The following is a 12,823-nucleotide window of genomic DNA, read 5'->3' on the forward strand; positions in this document are numbered from 1 at the left end:
ACTTCCCACTTTTTTATTTTTTTCGCCATAATGTCACGAGCTGCTCGGTTGAGCGGTTTTTTTATTTTTTTAAATTGCTAGTTTTACTATGAATAAGGCATAAAGTTCCTGAAAAAACAATTTATATGACCTCCCTAATTAGTTCTTTAAAACTATTTCGATAAATAAGTAGGGAAATTAGACTAGTTTATCGAAAGTTATCTTTAGAAAAAATCTAAGAGGATTAACTTCTCTAATAAAGACTTTGAAGTGGAGGGAACATGTTGGATAATTTTTTAATGATATCGTCAACGATTTCAGCTCCAGTCGAGACCGTATGGCGTCTGTGGACAGAACCGCAGCACATGATCCAATGGTATCGATCGTCGAATGGCTGGTACACGACACATGTCGAGAACGAATTAATGGAACAGGGACATTTTAAAAGTCGAATGCAACGCGAAGGAAGTCCGACATATGTCGAATATTTGGGTACGTATCAGGAGGTCTCACCCTTAGAGCATTTGCGCTATCAATTAGAAGATGGACGACTTGTCGAAGTCATGTTCATTCCGTTACGCCATCGAACGAAAGTGATTGAAATTTTTGAAGACGATCAAGTGAATGATCCGGATGCACAACGTGCTTCATGGCAAAGTATTCTGGATCGTTTTACGACTTATGTCGAAGCAGGTAACTATACTCTTGTTGATCAGTTAAATCCATAACACTCTAAAAAAGAGAAATGTATCGTTTTGCATATTAAATCCCTTCTTACATGGACTTTAGTCTAAGAAGGGGTTTTTTGTGAGTAAGGTATAGAGAGTAATGCTGTTTAGTTTGTAAAAAGATAAAAAATAAAAATATAAAATTTTTGACAATTGTTAAATAATGTTATTTAAAGTATAATATAAACATTTTATTTAGAGAGAATGATATGATGGAAAAAAGGAGGTCAAATTATGCTTAGAAAAGTATTGCTCGTGTTTTTAACAATGTGCTCCGCAGTGGCATTATTATTCATCGCATCGAAAAATGCAGTAGGAGATCACATCATTTCGTTAGACGAGCCGGTAGCCTTTCGTATTTCGTTAATCATGACCATCGTATTGTTCTTACCACCGCTCATTTTATCGTTCTTTAACCATCCACTAATCAATATCATCAATGTAGTCTATCAATCCTTTATTGTTCTAACATTTATCGGATTGATGCCAATTGGCTTCATGATTCCAAATGGGATGACAACCACATTATTTTCGTTCATTGGAACGATTTTAAGTGTTTTCAGCATCTGGAGTATTTATAAATACCGCTCAACACACGCTTGAATAACGCGTCTTATTAAAGTAAATGAATGATACCAAAGTTTTATGAGTGAAGTAGCATGATGCACACATAGTCTTGAAAAGCGTTCAAAACGAACGGTATTACACAACGAATTATCTTTGGAGGAAATGAAAGATGTGGATCATACTGGGTTTACTGGCGATTGGATTTACGGCACTGAATATCATCTTTTATTTGATCGGTAAGGACTATCGTTTCCTGATGGTGCTCGGACTGAGTTTTACGGCACTGACTATGTGCGCTGAATACCAACTCGTCGCGGAATTCGTGGCGCGGGAGGATTGGGCAGCGTTACAGGACGTCGTACCGGGCATGGAGCGGGCACTGTGGGTATTGACGTTCATCTCGATCGGATTAAATGTATTGCCGCTACTGTTAGACTACCGAAAGAATCGATCTCGTTGAGGAATCCAAGAGGAGCTGAATCCCGCCCGATGAGCTATACATTTTCACCGCTGACGCAACGACAGGCGGAACAGATTGCCTACGAGTGGCAATATGACGGGGCGTTTGCATTTTATGATATGCCGAATGACGAAGAAGATTTAGCAGAATTTCTCGATCCAGCAAAGCGGACGGAACATTATTTTGCTGTGTTGGATCGGGAAGAATTGATTGGTTATTATGTATTTGAACCAAACGCAGACGTCGTTGACGTCGGGCTTGGCATGCGACCAGACTTGACGGGCCGAGGAAATGGAGTGGCATTTTTAGAAGCCGGTCTTGCGTTCATCATCGACCGATATGCACCTAAACAAATTGAATTAGCTGTCGCGACATTCAACGAGCGGGCGATTCGCTTGTATACGAAAAGTGGCTTCCTTCCCATCGAACGGTTCCAACAGGCGACGAATGGTGGAAGCTATGAATTTTTGAAGATGCGTTTACAACCCATCCACTCGACGGAACCTTTTCCAAACTCTATAAGTAGATAACAGAAAAGGAGATGATGTCATGGCACGCTGTACGAATTGTCAGTATAAGTTCAGCACAAAAGAAGTGCTCGCTGTCAGTGTTGCGATACATGGGAAAGGCAAGACGTGTCCGAACTGTGGCGTGAAACAATACATGTCGCGGAAGTCGCAATTTTATCTTTCACTCGGGAATATCAGTCTCTTGTTCGTCCTGTTCTTGCCATTTCTAATCCGGTTGAGCGATCGGGAAGAATCGATGAGGTAAGATGTCGGTTACTTTTATTTTCATGAAACTTTTTCCTGAATCCACCAGTAGATAAGGAAGAAGAAGATGGTCAGATGGTACATTGTACGAATTGCCAATATACGTTCAAAACGAAAGAAGTGCTCGCTGTCGGATTTTCGAAACATGGGAAAGCATGTCCGAACTGCGGCGTGAAGCAATACATTTCAAAAGACTCGCAACATTACTTATCGCTCGGATATATCAGTCTCTTGTTCGTTTTGATCCTACAGTTCGTCATCAAACTGAGCGACAAAGAAGAGACGGTCTGGTAAAGCATTACGCGCATGCCTGAAAACGACAGGGTGCGCGTTTTGTCTTATACTCGGGGCAAAGGAGATGGGAAACATGAAAACCGTATACGATGCAACCGTACAAAACGCAGCGGGCGAGACTGTTTCATTAGGTGACTATGCGGGGCGTGTCCTCGTGATCGTCAACACGGCAAGCAAATGTGGGCTCGTCAAACAACTTGGCGAACTACAGGCATTATACGATAAATATGAGGAGCAAGGAGTCACGGTGCTTGGCTTTCCGTGCGATCAATTCAATCAGCAGGAGTTCGCGAGTCAGGAAGAGACGATGCAGTTCTGTCAGCTGAACTATGGCGTGACGTTTCCGATGTTTCAGAAGATCGACGTCAATGGACCAAATGAACATCCGCTTTATACATTCCTAAAACGCGAACGCTCCGGTCTGCTGTCGTCGAAGATTAAATGGAACTATACGAAGTTTTTAATCGATCGCCAAGGTCGTGTCGTACAGCGGTTCAGTCCGGTCGATTCCGTCCAGTCGGTTGAAAGAACGCTATCTTTGTATCTATAATCCAAGTAATCGTCCGGCGCGAGCCGTTGGGCGGGACGAACGAATACCCTACCTTTGGCGAGGTAGGGCTTTTTTGTGTCATTCAACGCTAAACGAATCAAAGGAATGCTTGACAATCGCATCACTGCGTTTATGTCCGAGGTCGGTCAGAACCGGTGGACGGGGAGACAAGACATGAAAATCCTGTTCAAATGCTCGGAGCCAGTAGTGGACCCAGTCTTTTGTAGGATCGAGATTCATCATTTCACGTGCGAATGTCAGCAGCTTTGAATCGGTCAGCGTCAGAAGTGGAATCGAGTTGATCTCGACATCTTCTTTTAGTTCATAGAGGTCCGGTGAACGAAGCAGAATCGCATCCACCTCGAAGGTCAATCGGAAGTAATTACAGCTGTAGTCGCCGACGATGACCATCGTCTCCTCCGTATGCCCACGAAAATGAAAGATCAATCGGTTACCGTTTGCGACATCCATCAAGAACTGATTGAGTCCGATGTGATAATCTTCGCGAAATTGTAGTTTCTCAAGCGTGATTTCTTGCATGATTTAGCCTCCAGTCCGAGTTTGTCGTTCTTCTGTCAAAACGGTTTGGCGCGCTGCTAGGCGAGACGAACCAATCAATAAGGCGATTCCGAGTAATAATAACGAGATTCCGAACCAAGCCGTACCACTTAATTCTTCACCAAGGACGAACACACCAAGCAAGGCGGCAGTCAGCGGCTCACCGAGCGAGAGCGTGACGGCAGTCGACGATGGTACGTTCGATAGTCCTTTCGCGAAAAACCAGTAAGCGATTCCGGTCGCAACGACGCCGAGATGGAGGCTGATTCCGGCACCACGTGACGTGAACAACCACGAGAGGTCGAATAAAAACAGAAGAGGTGATAACAGTAAGGCGCTCGTCGTGAAAATGACGGCAACGACTGACAGCGGCGAGTGCGTCTTGACGAGGTCTCGACTGACGAACGTGTACCCGGCAAACGATAGTCCGGCACCGAGTGCAAGGATGATTCCGCTTGGATCAATCGCAACTGTTCCTTGATTGTTCAAAAGCAACAGACAACCGGTGATCGATAGTCCGGTCGATGCCCACCACAGCAACGCTGGACGTTTCTTTAGGAACAGCCACTCGATACATCCAGAAAAGATCGGCGCGCTACCGATTGCGACGACGGTACCGACGGCGACACCGGTCATCAAAACAGCCGAGAAGAACAGCGGCTGGTAAGCCGCCATGCTGACGGCAGCGAGTAAAATCGTCCGCAACGGCCAGTCGTGTAACGTCAGCTTTCCTTTGAAGAGAACGAGACAGAGTAAGAACAGTCCACCGACAGCCAGACGAACGGCACCAATTGCAATCGGATGTGCATCATTCGGCGCAAAGGCTTGTGAGGTCCCAGTCGTGCCCCAAAAGATCGCAGCGAGTAATATGAGTAACATCGATGATGATTTAGACATGGGTCACCTCTTCGAATGCAATTTTTTAAAATGATATTAGAACGAGAATACCACAGAACGCATAGGATGGAACACACCAAATAATTGAAAAAATGGTATGGTGTATAGGATGAAGTCGTATCATTCATGAATACGAAAATGAAAAGGATGGGACCCATGAAAGAAATGAACCAAATCGAAGCGGTACTTGACGTCTTATCACAAAAAATCAATCACGGGTCGACCTTCATTCAGCGACGATACGACACTGGAGTCGCTCAGTTCAATTTGAATGACCCGGTGACGGAACAGGCGATTCAGTCATTTGAAACACAGTTCAACCTAACGTTACCAAGTGAATATAAGACATTCCTCCGTTTACATGACGGAGCGGAGTTGTTCATGATTCAAGGTCTCGGCATCGAGCTCTATCCGCTTGAAAAAGTCATTGAAATGACAATCCAAGCTAATGAGGACGACCTGATCCATGAAGACCATGATCACTTCTTGATGATTGGCGAAATGAACGAAGGATATGTCTTGATTCAGACGGAAGATGCGAAGACGGATGAGACACCCTATATGCACTGGATGTTTCATGAGTTGTCGACAGAGGAGACAGACCCGATCGGACAGAACTTCGGCACGTTTCTCGAGTATGCAATCATTGCGCAAGGCGATATGTTCTGGGAGTTCAAGGACTTCTCGATTGCAACAGATGCTTATTATGTAGAGAATCACAATTCTGAAGAGGAAGTGAACAAACCACGACCGATTCGCTTCGTCGACTCGGTTCGCGTTGAAATCGAGTATCCGATGGCGAAGCGGGATGCGTATTTCTCGGTTAAGATTTTCGAAGGGAAACAAGAAAAAGAACGTCTTGGCAGTAGCTACGACTCGGATTCGCGCTTTGATAAAGTGATGCAATCGGTTCGAGAATATCTAATGGCAGAGCGATTCCAGTATTCGTCAATCATGGTCTTTCAAACGGAGCATCGGTTTTGGCAGAACGAGGACGAGACAGGTGATCCGTTGATTCGTAATCATAATCCGCAACGTTAAGGACTGAGATTCAATGGATATCGTGCCTTCGTCGAGGAGCCACCACGCCCACTCCCAGGGTGGGAATGATTTAGAAATTCTTCACACAGCACGGAGTTTTACAAATGAAAAATGGTTGTTGATCCTCATGATTCTTTGTTTAAGCGGTTGTATGATCCAACCGCAAAGTGGAAGTGAGACGAATGAGACGTCCTTCACAGGGACTACGAAAGAAGGATTCGTCTTTGAATACAAATTGACGAACACAGGAGACCATGCATTTGATGTCGTTGCGCGTTCTGGACATTTGTTGAATGTCGTCGTTCGTTAGAGCAAGTCGAGGAATGTCGTCTTCGATTCAAGAAAACAACAGATTAAAACAAGACAACAAAAGAAACGTGTCAAAGCATCAGAAACCGTCGTTCTCAAACAAACGGTACAAAGCGAGACGATCGAGCCGGGTACATACGATATCGAATATCTCGTTGAGGAGAAAGAACAGTACAGCGACAGTTCTAGTTCAGTAGAGAGTATGGAAGAGAAATTAAAATGATTTACGCCTCTAGTGAACGACTTCTTTAATAAATTTCTTAGAGCCTCATACAAGTTTCAGTACGAATGATGTTATGAGTAACATGAGGCGTACAAAAGTGGTCCATGTAAAGCTGGTTTTTGTCCGTTAGGCATCTAACGGGTGAAAATCAGCTTTTTATTTACTAATGATACTATGCGACGATTGGACGTGAGCGAATGTCTGCGTTACTGGATTTTTCGAATGAGGAAATTAAAGCAAGCAGGAAATCAAGGGACTTAGCCTGAAAAAGAAGGACAAAACCTTATTTTTATATACCGAAATTTAATTTCAAAAATAAATAAATAATATTGAATTGAAATTTCTTAATTGTATAATAAAGGGAGGGAAGAGAAAGGGTGAAGCAGATGTTAGATCAATTAGCAACGGAACGTCGGAATGAACGGACGATGCAACTCGATGAGATGACAGTCGAGGATGTCTTACGGGTGATGAACGCTGAGGATCAAACGGTCGCGACGGTCATTCGGGAACAAATTCCTGTCATCGCGGAAGTCGTCAAACATGTCATTGCATCATTCAAAAACGGAGGACGCTTGATTTACATCGGTGCTGGTACGAGCGGACGACTCGGTATTCTCGATGCGGCGGAGTGTGTACCGACGTTCGGGGTCTCACCAGACATGGTCGTTGGTTTGATTGCAGGCGGCGAACGCGCGTTAATCAAGGCGGTCGAGGGAGCAGAGGATAGTCGGACTCTTGCCGTCGACGATTTAAAAGGGCTCCAGCTAGGAGCTAGTGATACGGTCATCGGGATCGCAGCAAGCGGTCGGACGCCGTATGTCATCGGCGGGCTTGATTACGCGAAGGAAGTCGGAGCGGTGACGGCAGCGATTTCTTGTAACACGGATGCGATCATCAGTGGGCACGCGCGTTATGCGATCGAAGTCGAAACAGGTCCGGAAGTCTTGACGGGGTCAACAAGACTAAAGGCTGGAACGGCACAAAAGCTCGTCTTGAACATGATTTCGACAGCAGCGATGATCGGTGTCGGTAAGGTCTATCAAAACCTGATGGTCGACGTCCAGTCAACGAACGAAAAACTGGAGATCCGGGCGAAGCGGATGATTTGTGAGGCAACAGGAGTCGATGCCGTAACGGCGGAGCGTATCTTTAGTGAAGCGCACGGGCACGTCAAGACGGCGATCGTCATGATTCTCGCGAATGTTTCGTATACGGAAGCCGTCGAACGATTACAACAAGCAAACGGATTCGTCCGAGACGCACTCTAAGGGGGAAACACGATGAAGAAGGAAGAAGTGCTGGCACACGCGATTCTTGAGCATGTCGGTGGAAAAGATAATCTCCGGCAGCTTGCGCACTGTATGACGCGGGTTCGTTTATCGTTAAAGGATCCGACACAAGCAGATATCGATGCGTTAAAGCGGATTGATGGGGTCATGGGGGTCATCGATGACGAGACGTTACAAATCGTCGTCGGTCCGGGAACGGTCAATCGGGTAGCCGACCACTTAAGTCGCGAGACGGGACTCGCAATCGGGGAAGAGTCCGTTGATCCGAACTTGACGCCAGAAGAACGAGCTGCCGTCGAACGGCAAAAAGTAAAAGCAAAACAACAATCTCCGTTCAAACGCTTCTTGCGCCGAATCGGGAACATCTTCATTCCGCTCATTCCGGGTCTTGTTGCTTCCGGTATCATCAACGGTGGTGCGAACTTCGCGAAAAATGCGGGTGTCGATGCAACACAGACATGGATGCAGATTTTACTCTTGATCGGTGGGACGGTCTTTGCATATCTCGCAATCCTTGTCGGTTGGAATACGGCGAAGGAGTTCGGCGGAACACCGGTGCTCGGGGCGATTGCCGGTGGGATTCTATTCAACCCCGTGCTTGCGGACATCACGATTTACGGGGAACCGCTCGTTCCAGGCAGGGGCGGCTTGTTTGGTGTCATCTTCGCTGCGTGGTTGATGACGTATCTTGAGAAACACATTCGTCGCTTCATGTTCGCATCGATCGATATCATCTTTACGCCACTGTTTACGGTGCTGATTGTCGGATTTGCCTCGCTCTATGCGATCATGCCGGTTGCTGGACTCTTGTCAGACGGTATCATGAAAGCAATCAATGCCGTGCTTGAGGTCGGTGGACCACTCGCCGGAGCCGTGCTGGCTGGCTTCTTCCTACCACTCGTCATGGTCGGTCTCCACCATGGATTGACACCAATCCATCTCGAGTTTTTGAACACGATTGGCAACACGCCACTCTTACCGATTCTTGCGATGGCAGGAGCGGGTCAAGTCGGGGCGGCAATGGCGATTTTCGTCAAGACGCGCAATCCGCGCCTGCGTAACATCATTAAAGGTGCGATTCCGGTCGGATTCCTCGGAATCGGTGAACCGTTGTTATACGGTGTTACGTTACCACTCGGTCGCCCGTTCGTAACGGCATGTCTCGGCGCAGCAGTCGGTGGTGCCTTCCAAGCAACGATGAAGACGACGGCGCTTGGTGTCGGTGTATCCGGGTTATCATTGACACCGTTGATCGACAACGGTATGTACTTGACGTACATCGGTGGTCTCGTCATCTCGTACGCGGCAGGATTCCTGTTTACGTACTGGTTCGGTTTCAAAGAAGAGATGGCAGACGGTATTTAAGGTGTGAACCAGCAGTTGAATCCTTCCAAAAAGAAGGAATCAGCTGCTTTTTCTCTAAGTAGAGAAGTGAAGGAGTGAGTCGATGAAAGGATTATCAATCTATTTAAGTGAACCGATCACATACGAGACGAGCGAGTGGCTACAGCGGATGCGTGTTGTTGGCTTTACGTCGCTCTTTACATCGCTGCATATTCCCGAAGACGATTCTTCACTGTACGTCGAACGCTTGCAAGCGCTCGGTCGTTTAGCACGTGAGCTCGGTTTCGAACTCGTGGCGGACATCGCACCAGCGTCGCTCGCGACGCTTGGCAAGACATGGGAGACGGCAGCGACGTTAACGGACTGGGGTGTGACGGGACTCCGTCTTGATTACGGCATCAGTCCGCAGCAAATCGCGACGTTATCGAACCAAATGATGGTTGCGCTGAACGCCAGTACGTTAACAGCAGATGAATTAACCGAGATGAAGGCACAGGGTCTGCGAATCGATCACACGGAAGCGTGGCATAATTTTTATCCGCGACCGGAAACGGGACTCGACCGGACGTGGTTTGACGAAAAGAATACCTGGTTGCAGGCGCAAGGATTGCGCGTCCAAGCGTTCATACCGGGTGATGAGACACTCCGAGGACCGTTGTTTGAGACGTTACCGACACTTGAAGAACACCGGCATGCGTCACCATTCGCCAGTTACATCGATTTACAATCGATCGTTGACCGAATCCTTGTCGGAGATCCACGATTGTCGGAGGCAACGATCCGGCAATTTGAAGCAGAGCAAACCGGAGTCATCGTACTGCGGGCAGTAGCGAACGGACAGCAGACACAACGAGAGACAGAAACGAATCGGTTTGATCCAGCGCGGGATGTCATTCGGTCCGTCGAGTCGCGGATGAATCCGTCGACGATCGATTTAACACCGCAAGACCCGTCTGTCCGCCCGCTTGGAACGATCACGATCGATAATGAAAAATACGGGCGATACGCGGGCGAGGTTCAAATCACGAAACATAATCTACCTGCTGATGAGCGAGTTAACGTCCTTGGACGCGTGATCGAGGCAGATCAACCATTGATCGCACAGATTGGTCCAGGAAGTAAGTTCCGCATCGAATGGGTGACGCCATGAAGCGGCTCGTTGCGGAACGACTCGCCTATCTGTACCGGGGAGAATTGTTCACAGTAATTACGATTTTACCGCTGAGTTGGTTTGGTAATCGTGTCTTTCCTCGACTGCAGTTATTTGAACTCAGTGCCTTTTGGATGTCACTTTTTTTGTTTGAGCTGTTGTTGATTCAAGGAGCTTGGTATTGGTACAGCAAGTCAAGGCGTCTGAAGAAGGAAGGAACGTCGATCACCCCGAAACCCGTCGTCCGACGATTACGTCACTGTCGTGTCTTCAATCTGGCTTTGATTGTCCTGACAGCATGTGCATTCGGACTCGATTGGATTCGCTTTCAATCCGATTTTCCAGTGTACGGGTTACGAATCACGTTGTTTTTGTATGTCTTTGCGATTCTTGAATACATTAATTATTTCCATATCCAACTGATGTACGATAACCGGTCGGATGTGCAATACTTAATACAGAATAGACGTTTGAAGCGATCAGCTTTATATAAGGATATGCAACGACTTCGTCCAGTCGTCTAAGGGTTCATCGAAAATAGGAGGGATTGTATGCTCGATATGCTCATTCGTGGCTATCGAAAGTTACGGAAGTTAAGAGGGCGATAAAAAGGAGGGTGTTATGAATGAAATGGCTCAATCGACCGACACGGATCAAGGAGGAAACACCATTACGTTTCATGACGGATCCGGATACGGATTTTTGGCGCAATACCCATTATCAGTTTAACCGTCTGACAGGTCATGCGTTGTTACAGGATGCTCCGGACGGGGAATTCAAGTGCCGAATCGAAGTAAAATTAAACCCGAATGCGACATATGACCAAGCGGGGATTTTGCTTTATGTGAACGATGATCACTGGGTGAAAGTGTCGGCTGAATTCATTCCGGATGGTCCGTCACATCTCGGTGCCGTCGTGACGAGCTTCGGGTACTCGGATTGGTCGTGTCGGGACGTCGATAATACGCTGTTTGGCGCACCGCTGGTCTTTGAACTCCATTACCTCAATCAAGACGTCACATTGTATCACGTGACAGGAGAGCACAAAGAGCAACTCCGGATCGCACACTTACATGCCGTGACGGATTTGAAGATTGGACCGTATGCGTGTAGTCCGGATGTAGAAGCGGCAGGGTGTGAAGTGGAAGTACTAGATTTCTCATTAGAGACAATCGTTAAATAAAACGCCATAGCAAATGGACCGATGTCAGGCATCGGTCCATTTTTTGATCGTATCTAGAGACTGATCAAAACTTAGCTGCTTGTTCCGGCATCTGTCCTGTATAGGACGATTGTGGTCTGAAGATCCGGTTATCTTGCGATTGTTCGAGGATGTGTGCCGTCCAGCCAATGATACGGCTAGAGGTAAACGTCGGTGTGAACAGTTCTTTCGGAATGTCGAGTCCTTTTAAGACGGCTGCCGCGAAGAATTCAACATTCGTATACAGTTTTCTACCCGGTTTGTATTCCTCGAGTAAATCGATCGCTGTTTGCTCCATTTGTGTAATCAGGTTGAACCAATCGCTCTCTTGCGCGAGATCTTTTGAGACGACTTTTAAGGCTTCTGAACGCGGATCGCGTGTTTTGTAGACGCGGTGACCAAAGCCCATCAGTTTTTCGCCTTTTTCTAACTTGTTTCGGATCCACGGTTCGATGTTGTCGATTGTTCCGATCTCATCAATCATCTCAATGACTTCTGACGGAGCTCCACCATGAAGCGGTCCTTTCATGGAACCAATCGCGGCACAGACGCCAGAAATCATTTCCGATTCCGTCGAGACGACGACACGGGAAGCGAATGTCGAAGCATTCATACCGTGTTCAATCGTTAGGATCAGATACGCCGTCAGCGCTTTGATCTCAACTTCACTCGGCAATTGTCCTTTAATCATATAGATGTAATTCGCGACGTGATCAAGTTGTGGATTCGGTTCGATGAAGTCAGCACCTTGATTTTTTTGATATTTATAGGCGATGATCGATGGTAAGAGTGCTGTTACGTGCATCGCTTGATCAATTGTCGGTGGCCAAGCGAAAGCGGGTGTACCGAGTGCCGAGATCGCTGTTCGCATCGTACTCATGACATCCATCTCGTTCGGTAATGTATCGAGAATCGTCTTAATATAAGAAGGAAGTTCACGGTAGCTCGTCATCTGCTTTTTGAACGTGACCAATTCCGCTTCAGTCGGGAATTCACCATTCCAGATGAAATACGCGACTTCTTCAAACGAATAAGATAATGCGAGTTCCTTTGCCCAGTGTCCGCGATAAATAAGGTGACCTAACGTTCCATCGACTAAACCGATTTGTGTTTCAGCGGCAATGACGCCTTCGAGTCCTTTTTTGTATTCCATCTTCAACACTCCTTTTCTATTACCTACAGTCAGTATGACGTACGTTACCACTAAATCACCAGTATTTTGAATGCGTTTACAAAATTATTCTGAGGAGTGGTATAAACTAAGGTATGTGGGAGTCATCAGTTTATGCCGAATGTTCCATCTTTTTTCAATAAATCTAATGTTTCTTGAGACACTTGGATTTTCTATAGTTTCTCATACCTTAACGTAACTATATGTGTACATACTATCTTTTATCAAAATGCATATCATAATCCAAGGTATGTTTTAGATGTACTCATAAAAAAAGACTAGGACA

At 46.4% G+C, this 12,823-nt stretch carries 17 protein-coding genes; 14 read left to right on the forward strand and 3 right to left on the reverse strand.

All coding sequences use genetic code 11. The annotated features are described in order from the left end of the window. The first annotated feature begins 263 nt into the window (after positions 1 to 263). From KNQ12_RS10650 to KNQ12_RS10680, 7 genes are all read left to right on the forward strand, one after another. Entirely contained in the window at positions 264 to 707 is a 444-nt protein-coding gene (locus tag KNQ12_RS10650; RefSeq protein WP_214775450.1) for an SRPBCC domain-containing protein, read from the forward strand. Between the two features lie 369 nt (positions 708 to 1,076). Beyond that, entirely contained in the window at positions 1,077 to 1,310 is a 234-nt protein-coding gene (locus KNQ12_RS16990) for a hypothetical protein (protein ID WP_251137747.1), read from the forward strand. A 133-nt stretch (positions 1,311 to 1,443) separates the two neighbouring features. Beyond that, positions 1,444 to 1,734, forward strand: coding sequence for a hypothetical protein (locus KNQ12_RS10660; RefSeq protein WP_214748062.1), 291 nt, complete (start codon positions 1,444 to 1,446; stop codon positions 1,732 to 1,734). Positions 1,735 to 1,763: 29 nt separating this feature from the next. Then, entirely contained in the window at positions 1,764 to 2,264 is a 501-nt protein-coding gene (locus KNQ12_RS10665) for a GNAT family N-acetyltransferase (RefSeq protein WP_214748065.1), read from the forward strand. A gap of 19 nt (positions 2,265 to 2,283) precedes the next feature. After that, a complete protein-coding gene (locus tag KNQ12_RS10670; RefSeq protein WP_174316164.1) occupies positions 2,284 to 2,508 on the forward strand; it encodes a hypothetical protein in 225 nt (74 codons plus the stop codon). 74 nt (positions 2,509 to 2,582) lie between these two features. Continuing rightward, the gene (locus KNQ12_RS10675; RefSeq protein WP_214748068.1) at positions 2,583 to 2,801 is read left to right on the forward strand and encodes a hypothetical protein; all 219 of its coding nucleotides are present in this window, start codon (positions 2,583 to 2,585) and stop codon (positions 2,799 to 2,801) included. Positions 2,802 to 2,874: 73 nt separating this feature from the next. After that, positions 2,875 to 3,351: a glutathione peroxidase gene (locus KNQ12_RS10680; protein WP_214748071.1), complete on the forward strand. Its 477-nt coding sequence runs from the start codon at positions 2,875 to 2,877 to the stop codon at positions 3,349 to 3,351. Positions 3,352 to 3,429: 78 nt separating this feature from the next. Here KNQ12_RS10680 and KNQ12_RS10685 read toward each other — a convergent pair whose 3' ends face one another. Next, entirely contained in the window at positions 3,430 to 3,891 is a 462-nt protein-coding gene (locus KNQ12_RS10685) for a hypothetical protein (RefSeq protein WP_214748074.1), read from the reverse strand. Positions 3,892 to 3,894: 3 nt separating this feature from the next. Further along, on the reverse strand, positions 3,895 to 4,806 hold the full coding sequence (locus tag KNQ12_RS10690; protein WP_214748077.1) for an EamA family transporter: 912 nt from the start codon (positions 4,804 to 4,806) through the stop codon (positions 3,895 to 3,897). A 156-nt stretch (positions 4,807 to 4,962) separates the two neighbouring features. On the opposite strand from KNQ12_RS10690, the gene KNQ12_RS10695 reads away from it, so the two are divergent. The 7 genes from KNQ12_RS10695 to KNQ12_RS10725 all read left to right on the forward strand — a co-directional run bounded on the left by KNQ12_RS10695 (position 4,963) and on the right by KNQ12_RS10725 (position 11,348). Next, entirely contained in the window at positions 4,963 to 5,847 is an 885-nt protein-coding gene (locus tag KNQ12_RS10695; protein ID WP_251055791.1) for an SMI1/KNR4 family protein, read from the forward strand. A gap of 127 nt (positions 5,848 to 5,974) precedes the next feature. Beyond that, on the forward strand, positions 5,975 to 6,157 hold the full coding sequence (locus tag KNQ12_RS10700) for a hypothetical protein (protein ID WP_214748080.1): 183 nt from the start codon (positions 5,975 to 5,977) through the stop codon (positions 6,155 to 6,157). Between the two features lie 608 nt (positions 6,158 to 6,765). Then, positions 6,766 to 7,650 (forward strand): N-acetylmuramic acid 6-phosphate etherase, encoded by an 885-nt coding sequence (gene murQ, locus KNQ12_RS10705; protein WP_214748263.1) that lies wholly within the window; start codon positions 6,766 to 6,768, stop codon positions 7,648 to 7,650. A 12-nt stretch (positions 7,651 to 7,662) separates the two neighbouring features. Then, a complete protein-coding gene (locus tag KNQ12_RS10710; RefSeq protein ID WP_149427152.1) occupies positions 7,663 to 9,036 on the forward strand; it encodes a PTS transporter subunit EIIC in 1,374 nt (457 codons plus the stop codon). Positions 9,037 to 9,118: 82 nt separating this feature from the next. Then, entirely contained in the window at positions 9,119 to 10,165 is a 1,047-nt protein-coding gene (locus tag KNQ12_RS10715; RefSeq protein WP_214748083.1) for a DUF871 domain-containing protein, read from the forward strand. Beyond that, positions 10,162 to 10,689, forward strand: a complete 528-nt coding sequence (locus KNQ12_RS10720) for a general stress protein (protein WP_214748086.1) — start codon at positions 10,162 to 10,164, stop codon at positions 10,687 to 10,689. The genes KNQ12_RS10715 and KNQ12_RS10720 overlap by 4 nt, the downstream gene beginning before the upstream one ends. A 101-nt stretch (positions 10,690 to 10,790) precedes the next feature. Continuing rightward, a complete protein-coding gene (locus KNQ12_RS10725; RefSeq protein ID WP_214748089.1) occupies positions 10,791 to 11,348 on the forward strand; it encodes a DUF1349 domain-containing protein in 558 nt (185 codons plus the stop codon). 64 nt (positions 11,349 to 11,412) lie between these two features. On the opposite strand, the gene KNQ12_RS10730 is transcribed toward KNQ12_RS10725, so the two are convergent. Then, positions 11,413 to 12,519, reverse strand: a complete 1,107-nt coding sequence (locus KNQ12_RS10730) for a citrate synthase/methylcitrate synthase (RefSeq protein ID WP_214748093.1) — start codon at positions 12,517 to 12,519, stop codon at positions 11,413 to 11,415. Positions 12,520 to 12,823 lie beyond the last annotated feature (304 nt).

Source organism: Exiguobacterium sp. s11 (genome assembly GCF_018619015.1).
In the GTDB taxonomy this organism is placed as follows: Bacteria; Bacillota; Bacilli; order Exiguobacteriales; family Exiguobacteriaceae; genus Exiguobacterium_A; species Exiguobacterium_A indicum.